19 protein-coding genes are annotated in these 22,486 nt (G+C 63.9%); 14 read left to right on the forward strand and 5 right to left on the reverse strand.

Annotated features, from left to right (window positions below; all coding sequences use genetic code 11):
- The first annotated feature begins 105 nt into the window (after positions 1-105).
- From ribE to J4E53_RS22075, 8 genes are all read left to right on the forward strand, one after another.
- Positions 106-582: a 6,7-dimethyl-8-ribityllumazine synthase gene (gene ribE, locus J4E53_RS22040; RefSeq protein ID WP_003206025.1), complete on the forward strand. Its 477-nt coding sequence runs from the start codon at positions 106-108 to the stop codon at positions 580-582.
- Complete coding sequence (gene nusB, locus J4E53_RS22045) at positions 579-1,079, forward strand: transcription antitermination factor NusB (protein WP_003185935.1); 501 nt, start codon at positions 579-581, stop codon at positions 1,077-1,079. Before ribE ends, nusB begins: the two co-directional genes overlap by 4 nt.
- A gap of 18 nt (positions 1,080-1,097) precedes the next feature.
- Positions 1,098-2,063 carry a thiamine-phosphate kinase gene (gene thiL, locus J4E53_RS22050; protein WP_060740419.1) on the forward strand — a complete coding sequence of 322 codons (966 nt, stop codon included), beginning with the start codon at positions 1,098-1,100 and terminating at the stop codon, positions 2,061-2,063.
- A complete protein-coding gene (locus tag J4E53_RS22055) occupies positions 2,060-2,563 on the forward strand; it encodes a phosphatidylglycerophosphatase A (protein ID WP_053125805.1) in 504 nt (167 codons plus the stop codon). The genes thiL and J4E53_RS22055 overlap by 4 nt, the downstream gene beginning before the upstream one ends.
- Positions 2,564-2,574: 11 nt before the next feature.
- Positions 2,575-3,333, forward strand: a complete 759-nt coding sequence (locus tag J4E53_RS22060; protein ID WP_060740420.1) for an ABC transporter substrate-binding protein — start codon at positions 2,575-2,577, stop codon at positions 3,331-3,333.
- 109 nt (positions 3,334-3,442) lie between these two features.
- A complete protein-coding gene (ribA, locus tag J4E53_RS22065) occupies positions 3,443-4,060 on the forward strand; it encodes a GTP cyclohydrolase II (protein WP_014340439.1) in 618 nt (205 codons plus the stop codon).
- Positions 4,057-4,476 carry a hypothetical protein gene (locus J4E53_RS22070; protein WP_060740421.1) on the forward strand — a complete coding sequence of 140 codons (420 nt, stop codon included), beginning with the start codon at positions 4,057-4,059 and terminating at the stop codon, positions 4,474-4,476. The genes ribA and J4E53_RS22070 overlap by 4 nt, the downstream gene beginning before the upstream one ends.
- On the forward strand, positions 4,476-5,261 hold the full coding sequence (locus J4E53_RS22075; RefSeq protein WP_103309262.1) for a cobalamin-binding protein: 786 nt from the start codon (positions 4,476-4,478) through the stop codon (positions 5,259-5,261). Before J4E53_RS22070 ends, J4E53_RS22075 begins: the two co-directional genes overlap by 1 nt.
- Before the next feature lie 114 nt (positions 5,262-5,375).
- On the opposite strand, the gene J4E53_RS22080 is transcribed toward J4E53_RS22075, so the two are convergent.
- From J4E53_RS22080 to J4E53_RS22100, 5 genes are all read right to left on the reverse strand, one after another.
- Complete coding sequence (locus J4E53_RS22080) at positions 5,376-7,256, reverse strand: TonB-dependent receptor domain-containing protein (protein WP_103309260.1); 1,881 nt, start codon at positions 7,254-7,256, stop codon at positions 5,376-5,378.
- A gap of 146 nt (positions 7,257-7,402) precedes the next feature.
- Positions 7,403-9,301 carry a 1-deoxy-D-xylulose-5-phosphate synthase gene (gene dxs, locus J4E53_RS22085; RefSeq protein ID WP_103309259.1) on the reverse strand — a complete coding sequence of 633 codons (1,899 nt, stop codon included), beginning with the start codon at positions 9,299-9,301 and terminating at the stop codon, positions 7,403-7,405.
- 115 nt (positions 9,302-9,416) lie between these two features.
- A complete protein-coding gene (locus J4E53_RS22090; RefSeq protein ID WP_103309257.1) occupies positions 9,417-10,304 on the reverse strand; it encodes a polyprenyl synthetase family protein in 888 nt (295 codons plus the stop codon).
- Positions 10,301-10,543: an exodeoxyribonuclease VII small subunit gene (locus tag J4E53_RS22095; protein WP_003185917.1), complete on the reverse strand. Its 243-nt coding sequence runs from the start codon at positions 10,541-10,543 to the stop codon at positions 10,301-10,303. Before J4E53_RS22095 ends, J4E53_RS22090 begins: the two co-directional genes overlap by 4 nt.
- A gap of 230 nt (positions 10,544-10,773) precedes the next feature.
- Entirely contained in the window at positions 10,774-11,910 is a 1,137-nt protein-coding gene (locus tag J4E53_RS22100) for a Fic family protein (protein WP_103309254.1), read from the reverse strand.
- Positions 11,911-12,178: 268 nt separating this feature from the next.
- Between J4E53_RS22100 and J4E53_RS22105 the strand changes: the two genes are divergently transcribed.
- The 6 genes from J4E53_RS22105 to J4E53_RS22130 are packed head-to-tail and all read left to right on the forward strand — an operon-like array spanning position 12,179 to position 22,373.
- Positions 12,179-12,967 carry a YfaP family protein gene (locus tag J4E53_RS22105; RefSeq protein WP_060740427.1) on the forward strand — a complete coding sequence of 263 codons (789 nt, stop codon included), beginning with the start codon at positions 12,179-12,181 and terminating at the stop codon, positions 12,965-12,967.
- 29 nt (positions 12,968-12,996) lie between these two features.
- Complete coding sequence (locus J4E53_RS22110) at positions 12,997-14,706, forward strand: DUF2138 domain-containing protein (RefSeq protein WP_060740428.1); 1,710 nt, start codon at positions 12,997-12,999, stop codon at positions 14,704-14,706.
- The gene (locus J4E53_RS22115; protein WP_060740429.1) at positions 14,691-15,350 is read left to right on the forward strand and encodes a DUF1175 domain-containing protein; all 660 of its coding nucleotides are present in this window, start codon (positions 14,691-14,693) and stop codon (positions 15,348-15,350) included. The genes J4E53_RS22110 and J4E53_RS22115 overlap by 16 nt, the downstream gene beginning before the upstream one ends.
- Positions 15,347-19,915 (forward strand): alpha-2-macroglobulin, encoded by a 4,569-nt coding sequence (locus tag J4E53_RS22120; protein ID WP_081015363.1) that lies wholly within the window; start codon positions 15,347-15,349, stop codon positions 19,913-19,915. The genes J4E53_RS22115 and J4E53_RS22120 overlap by 4 nt, the downstream gene beginning before the upstream one ends.
- 1 nt (position 19,916) lies before the next feature.
- Positions 19,917-21,536 carry a DUF2300 domain-containing protein gene (locus J4E53_RS22125; protein ID WP_060740431.1) on the forward strand — a complete coding sequence of 540 codons (1,620 nt, stop codon included), beginning with the start codon at positions 19,917-19,919 and terminating at the stop codon, positions 21,534-21,536.
- Positions 21,537-21,539: 3 nt separating this feature from the next.
- A complete protein-coding gene (locus J4E53_RS22130) occupies positions 21,540-22,373 on the forward strand; it encodes a YfaP family protein (protein ID WP_060740432.1) in 834 nt (277 codons plus the stop codon).
- The last annotated feature ends 113 nt before the right edge of the window (positions 22,374-22,486 follow it).

Raw genomic sequence — 22,486 nt, forward strand, 5'->3', positions numbered from 1 at the left:
CTTGAAAATGAACAGCATGACGGGATTTCCGATGCAGTATTCGTGGCTAATATCACTGAAGGAGCGCGTATAGAACGCGCTCTGGCTCTTTAAGAGATCTGACGAATGACCCTGAAGACCATCGAAGGTACCTTCATCGCCCCTAAAGGCCGCTACGCTCTGGTAGTGGGCCGTTTCAACAGTTTCGTGGTCGAGAGCCTGGTTGGCGGTGCGGTCGATGCCCTGGTTCGCCATGGCGTGAGCGAAAGCGACATCACCATCATCCGTGCCCCTGGCGCCTTCGAAATTCCGCTGGTTGCGCAGAAAGTCGCTCAAAAGGGCGAATATGCGGCGATCATCGCCCTGGGCGCGGTCATTCGTGGCGGTACTCCGCACTTCGAATACGTGGCTGGCGAATGCACCAAGGGCCTGGCCCAGGTGTCCATGGAATTCGGCGTGCCGGTCGCTTTTGGCGTGCTGACCGTTGACTCCATCGAACAAGCCATCGAACGTTCCGGCACCAAGGCCGGTAACAAAGGTGCCGAAGCTGCCCTGTCCGCCCTGGAAATGGTCAGCCTGCTGGCGCAGTTGGAGGCCAAGTGATTAGCGACGAAAGCGATCGTTTCAACCCGCGCGATCCAAAGCCTGCGGACGCCGGCAAGCCATCGAAAAGCGTCAAGCGTCGCGAAGCCCGTCAGCTCGCGACCCAGGCGCTGTATCAATGGCACATGGCCAAGCAATCGCTGAACGAGATCGAAGCGCAGTTTCGGGTCGATAACGATTTCAGTGATGTCGACGGTGCTTATTTCCGCGAGATCCTGCATGGGGTCCCGCAGTTCAAGACCGAAATCGACACCGCGCTCACGCCTTGCCTGGACTTGACCATCGAAGAGCTGGATCCGGTTGAACTGGCGGTTCTGCGCCTGTCCACCTGGGAACTGCTCAAGCGCGTCGATGTACCGTACCGCGTGGTGATCAACGAAGGGATCGAACTGGCGAAAGTCTTCGGGTCCACCGATGGCCACAAGTTCGTCAACGGTGTGCTCGACAAGCTCGCCCCGCGCCTGCGTGAAGCTGAAGTGAAGGCGTTCAAGCGCTGATTGGCGCTTGTTATCCCAATGGGTGAGTTTGAGCTGATCCGTAACTACTTCGCCGCCGCGCCTTGCGCGCAGGGCGGCGAGGGCGTTGCGCTGGGGATCGGCGACGACTGCGCCTTGCTGGCAGCTCCTTTCGGAGAACAGCTGGCGGTCTCCACCGACACGCTCGTGGCCGGTGTGCATTTTCCAGACCCTTGCGACCCGTTCCTGCTCGGCCAGCGCTCGCTGGCCGTGGCGGTCAGCGACCTGGCCGCCATGGGCGCCAAGCCTTTGGCCTTTACCCTTGCCCTGACCTTGCCGACGGTGACCACCGATTGGCTGCAAGCCTATGCCCGCGGTTTGAACCAGATGGCCCAGGCCTGTGGCGTGGCGTTGGTGGGAGGGGACACCACGCGTGGGCCGTTGAGCCTGACCATGACCGTGTTCGGCCACGTGCCTTCCGGCCAGGCCCTGACCCGCAGCGGCGCACAGCCCGGCGACCTGCTGTGTGTCGGCGGCGAACTGGGCAATGCCGCCGGCGCCTTGCCGTTGGTGCTTGGCCAGCGGCGCGCCGAGCCTGGGATTGCCGAGCCACTACTGGCTCATTATTGGTCACCCCGACCGCAGATCGACTTGGGCCTGGCGTTGCGGGGAAAGGCCAGCGCGGCGATGGATATTTCCGATGGCCTGCTGGCCGATTGTGGGCATATCGCCCTGGCGTCCGGGGTAGCCTTGCAGGTTGAACGGGACCGACTGCCGCTGTCCAGCGCTCTGGTCGCGTTTCTTGGCGAGGCCGATGCCGCGCAGGCCGCCCTGAGCGGCGGTGACGACTACGTGCTGCTGTTCGCACTGCCACCGAGCCGATTGTCGGCGTTACAGGCCGCAGGCTGGCCGATCCATGTGATCGGCAGCGTCCTGGCCGGGCAAGGCGTCACGCTGGTGGACAGCGACGGGCACGACATCACCCCGCACGTACGGGGCTATCAACATTTTCGGGAGACACCGTGACAGATCATCCCAACCAGGTCCCGGCAGAGTTCGTTCCGCCTTCGGTCTGGCGCAATCCCTGGCATTTCCTGGCATTTGGCTTTGGTTCGGGCACTTTACCTAAAGCGCCGGGCACCTGGGGCTCGCTGGTTGCGCTACCCTTCATTCCGTTGTGGCAGATGTTGCCGGACTGGGGCTACTGGTTGATGCTCGGCATCACCATGCTGTTTGGCTTCTGGCTGTGTGGCAAAGTGGCGGACGACCTGCGGGTGCACGATCATGAAGGCATCGTCTGGGACGAAATGGTCGGCATGTGGATCACCTTGTGGCTGGTGCCGGAAGGCTGGTATTGGTTGCTGACGGGATTTCTGGTGTTCCGTTTCTTCGATATCCTCAAGCCGTGGCCGATCCGCTGGATCGACCGACATGTGCACGGAGGCGTCGGGATCATGCTCGACGATGTATTGGCCGGGGTTTTCGCCTGGCTGGCAATGCAAGGATTGGTGTGGTGTTTCACCTGAAGGAGCCAGGCATGGGCGTAAGCCGCGCACTACTGCTGTTGCTGTGTTTAGGAGCCTGTGTGGGGGTGAGGGTGGCCGAGTCGGCGCCGCAGCCTGACAAGGTTCGCGCGGCGAGTGAGGAGTGGGCCGATTACACCCAGGCCGATGGCCAGGGCATGGGCTGGGACATCTTGCGCGCGGTGTTCGAGCCTGAAGGCGTCAAGCTGGAAATCCGCAGCGTGCCCTACACCCGCTCGATCGGGTTGGTGCAGCGTGGCGAGGTCGACGTGCAGGTCGGCGCCTATCGGGATGAATCCGAAGGCGTGCTTTACCCGAAGTGGCACTACGACGTCGATCACATCTATGCCTTGGGGTTGGCCTCCAAGCCGACGCCTACCCTGGCGACGATTGGCAACTATCGGCTGGTATGGATGCGTGGGTACGAATACAACAACTACCTGCCCAACATCCGGCGTTTCAATGAGATCCACCGGGCGGTGGGTATCTTGCCGATGCTGATCCATGAGCGAGCGGATTTTTACATTGATGCGTCGATGGAAATCGAAGAAGTGCTCGCCAAGGCCGATAATCCGAAGCAGTTCAAACTCTCGCCGCTGATCAATTTGCCTCTCTACCTGGGCTTTGCCAACACCGCCAACGGACGGGCACTGAGCGAGCTGTTCGACCGGCGGATGGAAGTGCTGGTGAAAAGCGGCCAGCTCAAGCCGATTTTCGAACACTGGAAGCAACCCTATCCTTTCGACGAGAATGGCAAGCCACCGAAGCCGTAATCAAACTTTTCGATGGTTATGGCCGACAATTCAGCCTAAGCGTCGGTCGGGACGTGCTGTTACAATGCCCGCCTCTGCGAAACTCCAGTACTAGATCAGGAGCACACCGGTGCCTGTCGTTTTTGTTGCCGCTTCCAAGCTGCCAACGCCCTTTGCGCAATTCACCATGCATGGTTTTCTCGATGAAGCCACCGGCCGCGAGCACGTCGTGCTCAGCCTGGGTGATTTCGCCGACGGTTCTCCGGTGCTGGGTCGCCTGCACTCCGAATGCCTGACCGGTGATGCCCTGTTCAGCCAGCGCTGCGATTGCGGTTCGCAACTCGAGGCCGCGCTGCAGGCCATCGCCCGCGAAGGCCGTGGCGTGTTGCTGTACCTGCGCCAGGAAGGCCGTGGCATTGGCCTGTTGAACAAGATCCGCGCCTATGAACTGCAAGATGGCGGCGCCGATACCGTGGAAGCCAACGAACGCCTGGGCTTTGCCGCCGACCTGCGTGACTACAGCATCTGCCTGCCGATGCTGGAGCATCTGGGCGTGAAGTCGCTGCGCTTGATGACCAACAACCCACGCAAGGTCAAGGCGTTGACTGACATGGGCATCGTGGTGGCCGAGCGTGTGCCGCTGCACACCGGTCACAACCCCCACAACAAGCTCTACCTGGCAACCAAGGCCAGCAAGCTCGACCACATGATGGGCAACGAGCACCAAGGCGAGGTTGACCGGGCGTGACGCGCGGTCAGGTTCGGCGGCGGCTGTCGGTCAGTTGGTGGAAATACCTGGCCCTGGCCTTGCTGCCACTGTTTGTGATCAATGCGGTGTTCGGCCAGGGCGAAGCGATTCTGCCGGTGCTGGCGATGCCGTTGTTCATTGCCGGCCTGGCGTCGATGTTTGTCAGCCTGCGATTCTTCGGGCCGTACAAGCAGGCCTTGGTCGCCACCCAGAAAGCCCTCGACACACCCGAAGAGCCCCAGGCCTGGATCGACCTGGCGGCCCGTCGCCGCGCCGCCTTCCTGGTGGCCGGGCTGCCAGCCTGGATCGGCGCCCTGGCGGTGTTCGTGGGCCTGGAAGCCGTGCCGTTGATGCTGCTGGCCTTGTCGACCGCCGTGTTGTTCTACCTGTACCGCATCCCGCGTCAACTCGGCTGATGAGCCGCTGGCTGGCGGTCTTGCTGCTGGCCGTCAGCGCCTCGACGATGGCGGCCTCGCGGGTCGTCAGCCTGGCGCCGTCGCTGTCGGAAATCGTCGTTGAACTGGGCGCCGCCGACCTGTTGGTGGGCGTGCTGGATGGCGGGGATCGCCCGCCGGCGCTCAGGGACGTGCCCTCGGTAGGCCGTTACGGGCAACTGGACATGGAGCGCTTGCTCAGCCTCAAGCCCGATCTGCTCCTGCTCTGGCCTGGCAGCGTCGGCCCGGCCCAGCGCGAGCAGCTCAAGGGCCTGGGCATCCCCATCCATGTCGCCGAGCCCCGCAGCCTCGACCAACTCATTACGCAAATCGAAGCCATCGCCCAGCAGCTCGGCCGCCCGGAGCGGGGCGTGCAGCGGGCGGCGCAGTTGCGCGGACGTCTCGAGGCGCTACGCCAGCGCTATCGCCGGGACCCGCCGTTGCCGGTGTTCTACCAGGTCTGGGACCGGCCGCTGTACACCGTTGGTGGCGGGCAGATCATCAGTGATGCGCTGAGCGTGTGCGGTGCCCACAACGTTTTTGCCGATCTGAGCGTGCCGGCGCCGCAGGTGAGTGTGGAAGCGGTGCTGCAACGTAGTCCGCACGTCATCCTGGCCACGGAACAGACGCAGCTCGATGCCTGGAAAACCTGGCCGATGGCGCAGGGGCGCTTGTTGTTGGTCAATGACAAAGGCCTGGAACGGCCCAGTGGGCAGATGATCGAGGCGACGGCGCGGCTATGTGAGTTGATTGCGCCAGACCGATAGGCCGCGGCGCCTGTAATCGCGAGCAAGCTCGCTCCCACAGTTAACCTGTTGTGAAATCCCTGTGGGAGCGAGCTTGCTCGCGATGAGGCCAGGCCAGACACCACAGTTCCTGGATCAGAGTGACGGGGTCCAAGTCACCCCAAACAACCATGCCCGACCTTCCTCCCGATACCCATACTGCCCGCCATCATGGCTATACAGCGCCCGGCTGTAGCCCTTGTCCAGCAGGTTATCCACCTTCATCTCCAGCTTCACCTCCCGGGTCAGCGCCCAACTGCCGCGCAACCCGAGCAGGGCATAGCCGCCCAAGGCGTTGCGGTTGTCTTCATCGTCATAGCTGCCGCTCACCGCTTGCCAGGTGGCGCCCAGGCCGAGGCGATCGAATTGCCGGTCCAGGTCCAGGCTCAAGGTCCGCCGGGCGCGGCGGGCCAGGGTGTGACCGCTGTCGCGGTCGCGCGGGTCGATGATGGCCAGGGCCAGATTGCCCTGCCAGCCGAAGACATCCTGCAGATAGGCCATTTCAAAGCCGTCGATCCGCGCCGAGGCGACGTTCTGCGGGCGTGAGTCGCGGCCAAAAATGATCGCGTCTTCCAGGTCGGTGCGGTACAGCGAGGTTTCCAGGCGGGCGCTGTCGCTCAGTTGGCTGCGCCACTGCAGCTCGTAGCTCTTGGCCGTCTCGGGCTTCAGGTCGGGGTTGCTGAAGTCCGGGTAGTACAGGTCGTTGAAGGTCGGTGCGCGGAAGCTCTCACTGTAGGTCAGCAACAGGTCGTTGGCCGGATTGACCGGCACGGTGAGGGTGCCGCTCCAACTGTTCTGGCCGCCAAACTGTTGGTTCTGGTCGCGACGCAGGCCCAGTTCCGTCGAGAACGTTTCGGCCTGGAAGCGGTGCTGGATGAACGCTGCACGGTTCCAGCGGCTGTCCTCGTCGAACGGCGTGCTGCTGTTGACCCGGTCCTGATACCAGTCGCCGCCGACGATCAGGCTGTTGCGCTCGTCCAGCGTCACATCGTTCTGCCAGGTCACCGAATCGCGGTAGGTGTTGAAGACTTCGCGGACATCGCTGAGCTTGTCGAAGGTCTTTTCGCGGTTCTCGCTGTGGCCCAGTTCCAGGCGGGATTTCCAGGTGTCGTTGATGCGCCCGTCCACATAGGTGCTGAAGCTGCTCACCGCGAACTCGCTGTAGGGTTGCTGGGGCAGGGACTCGAACGTGCTCGGGTCGAAGCGGCCGAACGGGTTGTCGTATTCGCTTTTGCCGCGGTTATCCAGCAGGTTCAGGCCAACTTCCAGGTCATCGCTGGCCGCATGGCTCAGGCTCAGGCTGAAGGACTGGTTGCGGTTGGCATCGTCGTCGCGGTCGCTGGCGTAGGACTCGTGGGTCCGGTTGCTGCCGGCGCTGTCGTCGAGGCTGGCACCGAGGTTGAAACGGGTCTGCTCGTCGCCGCCGGACAGGCCCAGGCTGCGCTCCCAGGTCTGGTGGCTGCCGACCCCCACGTGCAGGCGCGGTTGCAGGCCCTGGGTGTTGCCGCGCCGGGTGAAAATCTGGATCACCCCGCCCACTGCGTCGGCGCCGTAGATCACCGAGCGCGAACCGCGTAGCACTTCCACGCGCTCGATCTGGTTGATGTTCAGGCGTTGCAGGTTGCTGTCACCGGAAGTGGCGTTGCCGATGCGCTGGCCGTCCACCAGCACCAGGCTCTGGGCCGATTTGGTCCCGCGAATGTAAATCCCCGGCAGGCTGCCACGCCCACCCAGCGGCGCCACTTGGACACCCGGCACGCGGCTGAGCAGGTCGGTGACACTGGTCGGTTGCAAGCGCTCGATGTCGTCGCGGGTGAACACGGTGTTGGCGGCACTGCTGTCGTTGCGGGCCTCGACCTGGCGGTTGGCGCTGATCACGATGTCGGGCAGCTTCAAGGCCTGGTCGCGTTCGAAGGTGTCGGCCAGCAGGTCGGGGGTTGGCAGTAGGGACAGGGTGAGGGCGAGGCGGAGTTTCATGGGGTTCCGGACATTTCTGGTCTGTACAAACCCCTTGTGGGAGCGAGCTTGCTCGCGATGGCGGAAGATCAGTCAAGTCATCCATTGGCTGACACACCGCTATCGCGAGCAGGCTCGCTCCCACAGGGGATCTGTGTTGGCTGAACTTACAGGCCCAACAGCTGCAACCGCTGGCGCACCGCCGCTTCGATCCCCGCCTCGTCCAGCCCGCATTCGGCCAGCATCTGCGCCGGCTTGGCGTGTTCGACGTAGCTGTCCGGCAGGCCCAGGTGCAGCACCGACTTGAGGATGTTCTCCCGGGCCAGGAACTCGCTGACCGCCGCACCGGCACCGCCCATGATGGCGTTTTCCTCGATGGTCACCAGCAGGTCATGGCTGCCGGCCATTTCGCGCACCAGGGCTTCATCCAGGGGTTTGACGAAACGCATGTCCACCACGGTAGCGTCCAAGGTGTCGGCGACTTTCAAGGCCTCGGCCAGTTGCACGCCGAACACCAGCAGGGCGGTTTGCTTGCCCTGGCGGCGGATCACGCCCTTGCCGATCTCGATGGGTTCGAGGTCGGTCGAGAGGGTCGCGTTCGGGCCGGTGCCACGAGGGTAGCGCACCGCCGCCGGGCCATTGAACAGGTGGCCGGTGGTGAGCATCTTGCGCAGCTCGTTTTCATCGCTCGGGGTCATCACCAGCATGCCGGGGATGCAGCGCAGGAACGACAGGTCGAAGCTGCCGGCGTGGGTCGGGCCGTCTTCGCCCACCAGGCCGGCACGGTCGATGGCGAACAGCACGTCAAGGTTCTGCACCGCCACGTCATGGATCAACTGGTCGTAGGCCCGTTGCAGGAAGGTCGAATAGATCGCCACCACCGGCTTGGCGCCTTCGCAGGCCATGCCGGCGGCGAGGGTCACGGCGTGCTGCTCGGCAATCGCCACGTCGAAATAGCGCTGCGGGTAGCGTTCGCTGAACGCCACCAGGTCCGAGCCTTCCTTCATCGCCGGGGTAATGCCCACCAGGCGTGGATCGGCGGCGGCCATGTCGCACAGCCATTGGCCGAAAACGCTGGAATACTTCGGTCCACCGGCCTTTTTCGGCGCGGCGGCCGGGGCGTCCAGGGGTTCGAGCTTGGTGATGGCGTGGTAGCCGATCGGGTCGACCTCCGCCGGAGCGAAGCCTTTGCCTTTCTTGGTGACCACGTGCAGGAACTGCGGGCCCTTGAGGTCGCGCATGTTGCGCAGGGTGGCGATCAGGGTCGGCAGGTCGTGGCCGTCGATGGGGCCGATGTAGTTCCAGCCCAGTTCTTCGAACAGCGTGCCGGGCACCAGCATGCCCTTGGCGTACTCTTCGGTACGGCGGGCGATTTCCCAGGCACCGGGCAGGCGCGACAACACTTTCTTGCTGCCTTCGCGCATGCTGGCGTAGGTGCGGCTGGAGAGGATCTTCGCCAGGTAGTTGGACAACCCACCGACATTGCGCGAGATCGACATGTCGTTGTCGTTGAGGATCACCAGCATGTTGGCGTTGACTTCCGGCGCATGGTTCAGCGCCTCGAAGGCCATGCCCGCGGTCAGTGCGCCGTCGCCGATCACGGCAATGGCCTTGCGCTCGCTGTTTTGCAGGCGGGCGGCAATCGCCATGCCCAGGGCGGCGCTGATGGACGTACTGGAATGGCCGACGCCAAAGGTGTCGTATTCACTCTCGGAGCGACGCGGGAAGGCGGCGATACCGTCCTTCTGGCGCAGCGTGCTCATGCGCTCGCGACGAGCGGTGAGGATCTTGTGCGGGTAGGCCTGGTGCCCGACGTCCCACACCAGCCGGTCGTCCGGGGTGTCGAACACGTAGTGCAGCGCGATCGTCAGCTCGATGACGCCCAGGCCGGCACCGAAGTGCCCACCGGTCTGGCCGACTGTATAGAGCAGTTCCAGGCGCAACTCATCGGCCAGGGTTTCCAGCTCGGCTTCACCCAGGCGACGCAGGCCGTCCGGCGTGTTGGCGCGGTCCAGCAGGGGCGTGGTCGGGCGCTTGCGGGGAATCTCTTGAAACGTCGTGGGCATCAGGCGAATCGTTATAGGTATAGAAAGAGGCGGCAGTTTACCTTATGCATCGCAAGCTGCCCACGCGTAGGCCGGAACTTGGCCGATACGCACTTATGAATGGGTTGACCCTGTATCAGCTGCGTCGTTCGACGATATAGCGCGCCAAGTCGCGCAACGGTTCGGCCGCCGCGTCAAAGGGTCGCAGCGCGGCCAAGGCCTGGTCGCGTAACTCCAGCGCGTAGACCTTGGCCGCGGCGAGGCCGAGCAGGGCCGGGTAGGTCGGCTTGTCCCGGGCGATATCGGCGCCCTGGCGTTTGCCCAGGGTCTGGGTATCGCTTTCCACGTCGAGGATGTCGTCCTGCACCTGGAACGCCAGGCCAATGGCCCGGGCGTAGGTCTGCAAGGCTTGCAACTGCTCGGGGGTGGACCGACCGCTGGCCAGGGCACCGAGTTGGACGCTGGCCTCGATCAGCGCGCCGGTCTTGTGCCGGTGCATGTATTCCAGGGCGTCCTGGTCCAGCTTCAGGCCCACCGAACCCAAGTCGATGGCCTGGCCGCCGACCATTCCAGCGGGGCCCGCCGCCAACGCCAGGGCGCTGACCATGTCCAGGCGAATCTGCGCCGGGCAGTCGCTCAGGGCCGGGTCCAGCAGGGCGCTGAACGCCAGGCTCTGCAAGCCGTCGCCGGCCAGGATCGCGCAGGCTTCGTCGAATTGCTTGTGGGTGGTCGGCTGGCCGCGGCGCAGATCGTCGTCGTCCATGGCTGGCAAGTCGTCGTGCACCAGCGAATACGCGTGGATCAGCTCCACCGCGCAGGCCGCGCCGTTGGCCTGTTCGGCCTGGCCGCCCAAGGCTTCGCACGCGGCATAGGCCAACAGCGGCCGCACACGCTTGCCGCCATTCATCACGCTGTAGCGCATGGCTTCGTACAGGCGCGCCAGTTCCGGGCTCGGGGCGCTGAACAACGTATCCAGTGCAGCATTGACCCGGGCCTGGCTGCTGGCCTGATAAGCACCGATCATTCAGGTTGTTCCGCGTCGAAAGGCTCTTCGGTCAGCTCACCGTCGCGTTCGAGCAGCAATTGCACCTTCTGCTCGGCCTGGGCCAGCGCCGCCTGGCAGTCGCGAGTCAAGCCGATACCCTGCTCGAAGGCGGTCAGCGAGTCTTCCAGCGACAATTCGCCGTTCTCCAGCCGTTCCACCAGCGTTTGCAGGTCGGCCAGAGATTGTTCGAAATCCAGTGCAGCTTTTTTGCGGGCCATGGCGGCTATTCCGGTTGACTGTTAAACCGGCGCGACACTAGCAGACATGGGGTTTTGGGGCAAATCAGGGCAGGGGGGATCGAAGCGGGACAACGGGCTTGCACCGGCCTGCTTTTGTGGCGAGGGAGCTTGCTCCCGCTCGACTGCGCAGCAGTCGCAATTCGGTTCAAGCCCAGCAGGTAGGGGCCGCTTCGCAGCCCAGCGGGAGCAAGCTCCCTCGCCACGGAATTTCAGCGGGCCGGATAACTGACCCGATACCGGGTACTGCGTCCACCGCCGGGCATTCGTTCCAGGCAGCCTTTCTCCAGCAGTTCGGCGAGATGGCGGGTCGCCGTCGCCTTGGAAACCTTCGCCACCGCTTGGTATTGGGCTGCGCTGATTCCGCCCTCGAAGCCTTTTTCACCGCCATCGAGCATTCGGTTGAGTACCTTGATCTGCTCAGGCGTAAGCGCGCTATTGCGATGAGCTTGCCAGAATCTCGCTTTGCAAAACACGCTGTCGATCCGCTTCATCGCCTGCTGGAGGCTGCGCAACAACGTCTGCAGAAACCAGGTCAGCCAGGCGGTGATATCCAGTGTGGCCTTCTGGCTGTTCTCCAGGATCCGGTAATAACCGGCGCGGTCGTCGAGGATGCTCACGGACATGGCGTAGAAACGGATTGCCTGGGCCTCGCCCTGGGCCAGTGCCAGGTCGGTCAGGGTGCGGGTCAGGCGGCCATTGCCATCGTCGAATGGATGCAGGGTGACGAGCCAGAAATGAGCGATGCCAGCACGCAACAACGGGTCGAGGTCGGCCTGATGACGACTGGTCTCGAACCAGTCGATGAACGTTTGCAATTGCTGCTCAAGACCCTGGCGAGGAGGCGCCTCGAAGTGAACGGTGGGGCGGTCCAACCTGCCTGAGACTACTTGCATCGGTTCGTCACCGCGCAGCGTACCTATGCGGATCTGTCGGTGGGCAAAGTCGCTGGTTTGATCAGGGAACAACCACTCATGCCATTCCAGCAAGCGTTCGATAGTCAGGGGCTGGTTGAAATGCCGGGTCGCGTCCAGCAAGAGGTTCGCCAAGCCTTCGCTGCGTTGGCTGACCGGCGTGTCGTCGCCTTGTTCCAGGCCGAGGCGGCGAGCCAGGGACGAGCGCACCGAGCCGACATTCAATTGCTCTCCTTCGATAGCCGAGGAGGTCACGATGTTTTGCAGCAAGGCATCCAGTTCGCTCTGGGCACTGAGCGAAGCTGTGACCGCGCCCGTCATGCCGAGCAACTGGCCTTGGGTCTGCACGCATTCGCGAAGCAGCGGTGCCAATGCTTCAGCTTGCCAGCGGAAGCCGGGCCAGTCGGGCTGTTGCCAGATCCAATGGGGTGCCATGCGCCTGTCCAAAGATGAATGAGCCGAATAATAGCGCTATTCGGCTCATTTCGTGAGCCGAATACGCCTGCTATTCGGCTCACGCACCTCCCAGTACGTGATTTCCCACACAGAATCGCGTGTTCCCCGATTGTGGAAAATCCGCCGAATAGCTACTCTTCGCGCCATCTACGGCCCCTTGTAGCGGGGCCTCCAGACGAAACCCGAATAATGACAAGCAGCGCCGAGGAAGGGCGCCGGGTTGCGTTGTGCATGGCAGGAGGCATACGTGCGTTTTCTTTCTTTATTGATCGTGTTGCTCGGTGCGCCGTTGGCGTGGGCCGAGCCTTCGGCCGAGCTGTCGGAGCCGGTCGGGGGCTGGCGCTACAGTGGCCTGCTCGATCGCACGGAAAACCCCCAGGTCGCCTATCCCACCCCGCCCATCGACCGGGGCGTACAGCGCAACCGCACGATGATCGAGGGCCGGATCAAGGACATGGGCACGGCTCGCCAGCCCCATAGCCTGGCGGTCAACGGCAATCCACTGAATCTCTATACCGACGACGAGGGCCGTTTCGCCCGACCGTATGCGTTCGGCGCCGGTTCCAACAGCGTCGAGGTGCGCAGCTCCGAAGGCCGCTCCCTCAAGCGCGTGCAATTCTATGAAGCCAACAACCTGCGCACCCCGGCACAGATCCGCGTGGTGCTGGGCTGGGACGACCCCCAGGCCGAACTCGATCTGCATATCGTCACACCCGACGGCCAACATGCGTTCTTCGGCCGGCCGGCGCTGACCAATGGCGGCGGCCTCGACCCGGACGGCGTCGACGGCCCCGGCCCTGAAATGTTCACCATGACCGCGCCGATGCACGGCACCTACCTGGTCTACGTGAATTATTGGGGCAACTACGGCAGCGGCGGCTACAACTTTGATGAGGCCAGCAACCAGAACGAGGTGATCACCTCGCAGATCAACCTGGTGCTCAACGAAAACACCGTCGATGAAAAACGCGAGACCTTTGTCGTGCCCCTGCGCGCCATTGGCGATCTGTTGCTGGTCAAGACTTTCAATTACTAAGCTCCACGGATGAACAGGCCCTTGTGAATATGAGCGACAACACTGCTTCCCCGACCACGCCGACCCCTGTCGCCAAACCTGTGCGCCGCTGGCCGGCGATACTGATCGGGCTGTGCCTGGTCGCGGGTGTGGCCGCCGGGTTGGGCTGGTTCATGACCAAGCCCAAGGCGCCGCCCATGGAGTTGGCGTTGGAAAAACTCGGCCTGAGCCGCCCCGACGGCTTGCTCGAGGCGCATTCCCTGAGCCAGTTGCCCAAGGACCTGTTGGCGGTGCCGTTCCTCAAGGCCACGCTCACCGAGGACTTCGTCTTCTATTACGAGGCCCACGCCGACCGCCTCGGGCTGATCGGCAGCCTGCGCCGGATCATCTACGAGCATGACCTCAAGCTGCAGGACAGCCTGATCGAAGAGCTTTTCGACCAGCCGGCCGATGTCGCGTTGTGGCGCGGTGCGGACGGTCGCCTCAAGGATTTCCTGTTGGTGATGGATCGCGGCGGCCTGGCGAAGGTGCTGGAGCCGTTGGCGAAAGTCGCACTGGATGACGCGCAACTGAGCAAGCTCAGCGACCTGAAGGTCGGCGGTGACGACGTTGCGCTCTACCAGCTCAGCTACAACGCCAGCAAATCCCTGCTCTTCGCCTCCCATGGCGACAAGCTGGTGGTGCTGTCCAACCCGACCAAGCTGTACGACCCGGCCAGCGGCTCCGCGGTTGAACCGGGCAGCGTTTCGACGACTGCCCTGGCTGCCTTGCTCAACGGCGACAAACTGTTCCCCGAAGCCTTCGGCCTGCCGCCCAAGGCGCCGGAGGTCAAGCAACGCATCTCGGTCAACGCCAGCGTGCTCGCCATGGGCTACCAGCGTTTCATCCCGAACTTTGCCGGTTTGCGTTTCGACATGGACGACAAGGGCTGGCACAGCTTCCTGGCCATGGACGAACTGGAGAACCAGCCGGACTTCGACTTCAAGCCGATCTGGCAAGCCATGCCCATGGGCGCCAGCGCCTGCGTAGCCTTGCCCCTGGCCGCCGAGCAACAGAAACCGTTGCTGGTCAAACTCGGCGCCGACGAAAAAGCCGCCCAGGCCATGGTCGACCATGTGGCCGGCGCCGCAGGCCTGTGCTGGTACGCCGATTCGCGCCTGTACACGCCGCTGTTGGTGGCGAGCCTGAATGAAGACGATGGCAAGCTCGATGCCGACCTGGGCAACCTGTTCGGTTCGATGGTCGGCGCCTACGAAAACAATGTCGCCGAACATGCCTTCCCGGTCGTCGAGAAACAACAAGGCTCGACACACCAGTGGTTGCGTCAGGTCAGCTCCAATTTCGGCCCCTACCTGGCCAAGGAAGCGGAGCAGCCCGAGGCGATTACCGGCAAGGCGTTCCTGCGGGTCAGCCTGGCACGCCATGGTTCGACCTTGCTGTTCTCCCTCGATGACAAACTCGTGGACAAGGCCCTCGGCACCCTCGACAAACGCTTCCCGCCCATGGCCGACGTCGTGCCCAAGGACCTGCTGATGCCGGTCTACTTCGGCCCGGATTCCATGGCGCAACTGATGCAGCGTGAAACCCTCGACAGCTTGCCCCAGGACATGGAACCGGTGTTCTACAACGCCGCGCAAACCTACCTGATCCCGAAACTGCGCACCCTCGGTGGCTATGGCAAGTACGCGCTGACCTTGCCTGCAGGCAGCGAGCCGGATGGTCACTGGCAGTGGCTGCCGCTGGAATGGAAAGCGCTGTGACAGCACTGATCCGCAACCCCGCGTTGACGTTGCTGCTGGCGTTGTTGCTCGGCGGGCCGGCGCTTGCCGTCGAGGCGCCGGCGCTGGATGTACAGCAATCCCAGGTCTTTCGCGCCTGGTTCGTGCGCATTGCCCAGGAACAACTGAGCAGAGGCCCGAGCCCGCGCTGGTATCAGCAGGACTGCGCCGGGCTGGTGCGTTTTGCCGCCAACGAAGCGCTCAAGGTCCACGATGAAAAATGGCTGCGCAGCAATGGCCTGTCCAATCGCTACCTGCCGCCGGAACTGCCGCTCAGCGATGCGCAACGGCGCCTCGCCCAGCAATGGCAGCAGGGCGGCGGCAAGGTCGGGCCCTACGTCAACGCCATCAAGCTGATCCAGTTCAACAGTCGCCTGGTGGGCCGCGATGTCGCCCAGGCCCGTCCCGGCGACCTGATGTTCTTCGACCAGGGCGACGACCAGCACCTGATGATCTGGATGGGCCGCTACATCGCCTATCACACCGGCACTACAACCCCTACTGACAACGGCATGCGCTCCGCAAGCCTGCAACAACTCATGAACTGGAAGGACACCCGATGGATACCCGACGCAGCCAACCCCAACTTCATCGGCGTCTATCGACTCAACTTTCTCTCCCAATGACCGGTGCCCGCATGTTGCGCTTGTGTTCAAAATTGCCCCTGCTGTTCGCCTTGTTGCTGGCACCTGTCGTGAATGCCGAAGACACGGTGGAGCCCAGCGGCTACACGCCGGTGGCCGGTGAAAGTTTCTTCCTGCTGGCCGACAGCAGCTTCGCCAGCGACGAACAGGCCATGGTTCGCCTCGAAGCGCCGGGCCGCGACTACCGTCGGTTCCGCATGGAGCCCTACGGCGGCGCCGACATCCGCGTCTATCGCATCGACAAACCGCTGGATTTCCTCAAGCGCCAGAAGAACCTGCACCGCGTGGTCAGCGACGGCCAGTTCAAGGGCGAAGGCCTGTCGAACACCCTCGCGTACCTGTGGGACAACTGGTACCGCAAGTCCCGTCGGGTGATGCAACGGGCGTTCTCCTACGAGTCCCGCCAGCAAGTCACCGAAGAAGTGCCGGAATTGAAGATTGGCGACGCCCTGGTCGCGCCGACGCCGTATGAAGCGCCGGCACAGTTCGCCTTGATCCCGGGCTTGCCGGTGGTCAGCCAGTTCCGTTATCCGCTGTGGCAGGCCAAGCCGATCCAGCCGCCAGCCGGGGTCAACCTGGCCGGTTCCTCCAGTGAGTTCGTCAGCGTCGCGCCAGGCAATGTCTATGTGCCGCTGGGCCAGTTGAAGCCGGGCCTGTACCTGGTGGAAGCGCTGATCGGCAAATACCGCGCGACCACCATGGTCTTCGTCTCCAACACCGTGGCCGTGAGCAAGATTGCCGGCGACGAATTGCTGGTCTGGGCCGCACGCAAGCATGAAGGGCGTTCGGTGCCCAAGGTCAATGTGCTGTGGACCGACGGCCTGGGCGTGATGAGCAGCGGTGCCACCGATGAAGACGGTCTGCTGCGCCTCAAGCACGTCAGTCCGGAACGTTCGTTCGTGATCGGTGAAGACGAGGAGGGCGGGGTATTCGTCTCGGAAAACTTCTATTACGACAGCGAAATCTACGACACCAAACTCTATGCCTTCACCGACCGGCCGCTGTACCGCCCGGGGGATTGGGTGTCGCTGAAAATCGTTGGCCGTGAGTTCAAGAACGCCCGTGATTCGGTACAGCCGACCGCCGCCGACGTGAATGTCAGCGTGCTGGACGCCACCGGCACCGCGCTGCAAACCCTGGCCCTGAAGCTGGACGCCAAGGCCGGCACCCAAGGTCGTTTCCAACTGCCGGAAAACGCCGTGGCCGGCGGTTATGAACTGCGCTTCAGCTACAAGGACCAGCTCTACAGCAGCGCCTTCCGCGTGGCCGAATACATCAAGCCGCACTTCGAGATCGCCTTGAACCTGGCCAAGCAGGATTACCGGACCGGCGAGCCGGTCAAGGGCAACCTCGTGTTGCTGTACCCGGACGGCAAGCCCGTGGTGAATGCCAAAGTGAGCCTGAGCCTGCGCGCCCAGCAACTGTCGATGGTGGATAACGAGCTGCAATACCTGGGGCAATTCCCGGTGGAACTGACCAGCAGCGAAGTGACCACCGACGCCAAGGGCAACGCGACCCTCGACCTGCCGGCCGCCGACAAGCCGAGCCGCTACACCCTCACCGTGTTCGCCAGCGATGGTGCGGCGTATCGAGTCAAGACCACCAAGGAAATCCTCATCGACCGTGGCGCGGCGAACTTCCGCCTGAGTGCTCCCCAGCGGTTCAGCGCCGTCGGCCAGAAAGTGGCGTTCAGCTACGCCAACGAAGGTGGCAACGAGCAAGCCAAGGCCGTGACACCCGGCAGCTACGCCTGGGTGCGCCTGGAAGACCAGAGCACCGGCGAAGGCAAGCTGGCGGCCAAGGACAAGGGCTTCAACCTGACCTTCGAGCGCCCGGGCACCTACAACCTGACGCTCAAGGACGACCATGGCCGGGTCATCGGCGCCGCCGCCCATGCGGTGACCGGTGAAGGCATCAAGGCCGTGCCGGGCACGGTCGAGATCGTCTTCGACAAGCCTGAATACAAGACCGGTGACGAAGCGCTGGCGCTGATCACCTTCCCGGAACCGGTCAGCGATGCGTTGCTGTCGCTGGAGCGGGACAAGGTCGAGGCCACGGCACTGCTGTCCAAGGGCGGCGACTGGCTGAAGATGGAAAAACTCAGCGACACCCAATACCGCGCGCGCATCGCCGTGAAGGATAGCTTTGCGCCCAACCTGACCTTCTCGGTGCTGTACACCAAGGGCGGCCAGTACAGCTTCCAGAACGCCGGCATCAAGGTGGTCACGCCGCAGATCGACGTTGCCGTCGTCACCGACAAGGCGACTTACCGCCCCGGCGACACGGTGACCGTGGACCTGAGCACCCAGTTCGCCGGCAAGGCGATCCCGGCGCACCTGACGGTCAGCGTGGTGGACGAAATGGTCTATGCCCTGCAACCGGAAGTCGCGCCGACCATCGACCAGTTCTTCTATCACCCGCGCCGCAACAACGTGCGCACCAGTGCCAGCCTGTCGTTCATCAGCTACGACGTGGCGCTGCCAGGCAGCCCCGGTGCGCCGGGCAAGGCCAACCGCAGCGAACGTGGGGTCAAGGTGCTGGAGCGGCCGCGGCGTGAAGACGTCGACACCGCCGCTTGGCAGCCGGAGTTGGTCACCGACGCCAGCGGCAAGGCGCGCTTCACCTTCAAGATGCCGGACTCCCTGACCCGCTGGCGCATCACGGCCAAGGCGATCGCTGACGACGGCCAGGTGGGGCAGAAGAAACAGTTCATCGCCTCGGAAAAACCGCTGTACCTGAAGTGGAGCGGCCCGACCCGTTTCCGCACGGGCGACAAGCCGCAACTGGGCCTGTTCGCGTTCAGCCAATCGGAAAAACCACTGAAGGCCGAACTGCTGATTCGTTACGCCGGTGCTGAACAGCGTGTGGTGGCGGAGCTGAAAAACGGCATCAACTACGTGGCGCTGCCAGCCATGGAGCTGAGCAGTGGCGACTTGAGCGTGCAGTTGCAGTTGAACGGCGAAACCCAGGATGCCCTGGCCATGCACTTGAACGCCATTGGCAACGGCTGGCAAGTCACCCAGAGCCAGCGCGTTGACGTGTTGGGCACCGACACCCCGCTGACCCTGCCGGCCGACGCCAGCGATATTCGCCTGCGCCTGGATGACAGCCCGCAAGCGTTGTTCCGTTCAGCCCTGGACGACCTCCTGAGCTACCCGTACGGAGGCGTCGAGCAGACCGCCAGCCGTCTGTTGCCGTTGAGCATCGCCTATCCGACCCTGGCGTCGAACCCGCAGATCCGCGACCGCTTGCGGTTGATCATGCAAAACAGCCGCTTGCGCCTGGTGCAGATGGCCGGGCCGTCGGCGAGCTTCACCTGGTGGGGCCAGGACGGTGAGCCGGATGCCTTCCTCACCGCCTATGCCTATTACGCCGACTGGCACGCCAGCCAGGCCCTGGCCCTGAGCCTGCCGCCGGAACACTGGCAGCGGGTGCTGGAGGTCTACGCCAAGCAGGCCGGAGATACGCCGCTGCTGCAACGGGCGTTGATCCTGTCGTTCGCCAAGCAGATGCAACTGCCGGTGAACACCTTGCTCAGCGGCCTGATGGACGATCTGGCGAAGGCCAGTGAAGACAGCACCGAGAGCGTGCTGGACAGCGGTGAAGACAGCCTGGTCATGTACGCGCCGGATTCGGCCCTTGGCTTGGCCAGCGCCCGTGTCCTGACCGCGTCCCTGGCGAAACAGGCCAAGGTGCCGTTGCCGGCGGCCTTCAGCCGTCAAGCCGATGCGGCGCAACAGCAACTGGAACTCAGCTCCCAGCCGTTCGTCGAGGCCCTGGTGCTGTCGTTGCAGAGCTTCGATCAGGCCCGCGCCACCGCGCTGCTGGAGCGCGTGTTGCCACAGCAGTCCACCCTGGAACGGGCCCTGGCCCTGACCTGGTTGCAGCGCAGCATCGAACAGGCAGCGCCGGCCGTGGCCTTGGCACCGGGCGAAGGCTGGGCCGCCAAGCAGGGCGCGACCGGTGAAACCTACTGGCAGTGGCAGGGCGTGCAGCTTCCAACGACGCTGACCCTGACCGGTGCCCAGGAGCGCCCATTGCAAGCGGCACTGAGCTTCCAGAGCCAGCAACCACCGGTAGCGCCAATGGCGGTGTCCATCACCCGGCGCCTGTCGCGCCTGGTACCGGGGGACGAGGCCTTCACCTTCAAGCTCGAAGCCGTGGGCAACAAACCGTTGTCCAGCGACAGCCTCTATCTGGATGAAGTGATCATCAACAGCAAGGCCTCGACGCCGCTGCGCTACGGCATGCTCGAAGTGCCGCTGCCGCCGGGCGCCGATGTGGAGCGCACCACGTGGGGCATCCAGTTGATGGGCAAGGCCGACAGCGAACCGACGTCCCTGGAAAAGGCCCGCTTCGAGCCCGGCCAGATGGCGTACGCGGTACCGGTGGACGCCCTCAGTGGCGAGCTGCGCCTGCGGCACTTGGTGCGCTTCTCCCAGAAGGGCCAGTTCACCTTGCCACCGGTGCGCTTCACCCAGGTCTACGCGCCGCAGAATCAGGCTCGTGAACAGAAACCTGCGCTTGGTCAGGTCACGGTCAACTGACATGCGCGGGCGGTGGGTTGGGTGGTTGTTGTGCTTGATCCCTGCGCTGGCAACGGCGCAGGACGAGCCGTTGCGCCTGGCCTTCGACGGTCAATTGCTGCGAGTGAGCCAGGCCCAGGTGCTGGATCGCCAGCCGCTGCCTGCTTCCTTGCAGGCGCCACTGGGCAGTCTGTGGAAACTGTTTGTCTACGCCTGGTTGGTGGACACCAACGCTCGCGAGCCGGTCTATGAGTGCCGCGGCGAGTCGAAGGAAGAGGTCTATTGCTGCAATGCCGGGCAGAGCATCGGTCGCGATCAAGCCTTGGTGAAATCCTGCGGTTTGTATTTCGAACCGCAACGGCTCGGGCTGTCGGCTTCGAACTGGCGCGCTTACTGGCAGGCCCGCCAGGCGCCGGCCTGGTTGTTGGACCTGTCGACCTTGCAGCCCCAGACGCAGGTGTCGGTCGCGGAACTGCTCAAGGCCCTGGCCATGCTGCCGGCCCAGGACCAGGCCCGTCGGGTGCTGCTGGATGTGGTGCTCGGCGCGGCGGACGGGCGGCTGGTCGGCGAGTTGGGCAGTCGCCTGCGGGTCAAGACCTGGAGCTGGCTGGGTGACCAGGGGCCTTCCTCCCGACAAGGCGGTTTCGCCGGTTGGCTGGCCGACGGCACCCCGGTGTGGGCCGGTGGCCGTGGCACCAGCCAGCAGGTCCTGAAGGTCTACGGCGAAGGTTTGGCGGCGGCATTGCCGTCGCGCTGGCCGGCGGAAACCGGGCGTTGCGTGGAAGTCGGCCTGTTTGCCCGCTATCCCTGGCAGCGGGTGATGGCCGGTGACCGGCCTGCCGCGCCGGGTCAATTGCGCGGTGACTACCGCGTCGAATTCACCAACGGCAACCAATTGGACATCCACAGTGATGGCGAGCTGTTCCTGATGCCCGGCAAGCTGGTGGCGCGCCTGGACCGGGAGGAATACGTCGCCCGGGTCCTGCAGCGCGAAGCCAAGGCCGAGCCCGTCGAAGCCGCCAAGGCCTTGGCCGTGGCGATCCGCACCTATCTGCTGCAGAACGCCCAACGCAACGGCGATTGCTTGAGCATCGACGACAGCAGCCATCGCCAGCGCGTCGCGCCGCGCCCGGCGGCGCCTGAAACCCGCGCCATTGCCGCCTGGACCAGCGACCTGGTCCTGGCCGGCACCGACGTCACCTACCACTCCGACCAGCCCGGCCCGGACAAGCTGTCCTGGGCGCAAGCCGTAGAGCAAGCCAACGCCGGTCAACGCTACGACGCCATCCTGCTGCACGCCTACCCGCGTGCCAGCCTAAGCCGTTGGGACAATCCGGTGGCGTCCTGCGAGGCGCTGCCCGCCGCCCAGGACTGGCTGCTCAAGCAGCGCCGGGGCTGGCGTGAGCGGCTGGAAGGTGAAGTGGGCTACAACGAAATCAGCGCTTTCGCCGTCTGTCGCGTTGCCTTTGGCCGGCCGTATGTCGACCGCGAGCGCCAGCGCATCTATGTGCGCGGCGTGCTGTCGCTGCAAGACCGCCTCGACCTGACCCATGAATATCTGCACCTGGCCTTCGAAGCTCACCCCAACGGCCAGGACGAAACCTATATCGAAGGGCTCGCCCGTCACCTCTTGCTGGAATAGACCATGACACTCCGTTATCCACAGGTCTTGCTGTTGCTCTGCGCCCTGACCGCGTTGCCTCCGGCCATGGCCGCTGACGCCATCAAGCTCGACACTCCCGTTGGCGGCTGGCGCAGCGGGGCGCCGGGCGGTGAAGGCGAAAGCTTCAGCCAGACCGTCAACTACCCGGCCTCGTCGGTCAACACGCCCCCAGGCCAGGCCAACACCGCCCGCATTACCGGGCAGATCAAAGGCGCGCCCAAGGACAGCAATGCGCCGGGTCAGTTGATCGTCAATGGTGTCAGCTTGCCGCTGAAGCTGGATGGCGAAGGTCGCTTCGACCGGCCGTTCTCGTTCCCCAACGGCAGCAACAGCGTGGAAGTGCGCAGCGCCGACGGCCAGCAGCGCCACCGCACGCAATTTCTCAACACCAGTGGCGGCGCCACGCCGGCCAAGCTGCGGGTGTTGCTGACCTGGGACAGCGACGGCACCGACCTGGACCTGCACCTGGTCACCCCCGATGGTGCGCACATCTGGTACGGCGACCGCGCCGCTGCCAACGGAGCCGCCCTCGACGTCGACGTCACCACCGGCTACGGCCCGGAAATCTTCGCCATGCCGGCGCCGATCAAAGGCCAGTACCTGGTGTATGTGAACTACTACGGCGGCGGTTATCGCAGTGAAGAGGACGGCGAAGAGGGTGAGGGTGGTGGAGAGCAAGCGCAACAAGCCCTGACCACCGCGCAGGTCACCGTGATCACGGAGGAAGGCACGCCGAACGAGAAGATGGAAACCTTCGTCGTGCCGATGCGGGCGGTGGGCGAGCTGACGCTGGTCAAGAGCTTCAGCTATCCGTAAGCCGCCATCAGCAGCGACAACTGATGTTGCAGCCTGTGGAGCTCCCCCTGTGGGAGCCGAGCTTGCTCGCGATGACGGTCTTGCATCCAGCATCAATGCAAGCTGACCCACCG

Origin of the sequence: Pseudomonas sp. FW305-28, from assembly GCF_017351395.1 — a bacterium.
GTDB classification, from domain to species: Bacteria; Pseudomonadota; Gammaproteobacteria; order Pseudomonadales; family Pseudomonadaceae; genus Aquipseudomonas; species Aquipseudomonas fluorescens_AA.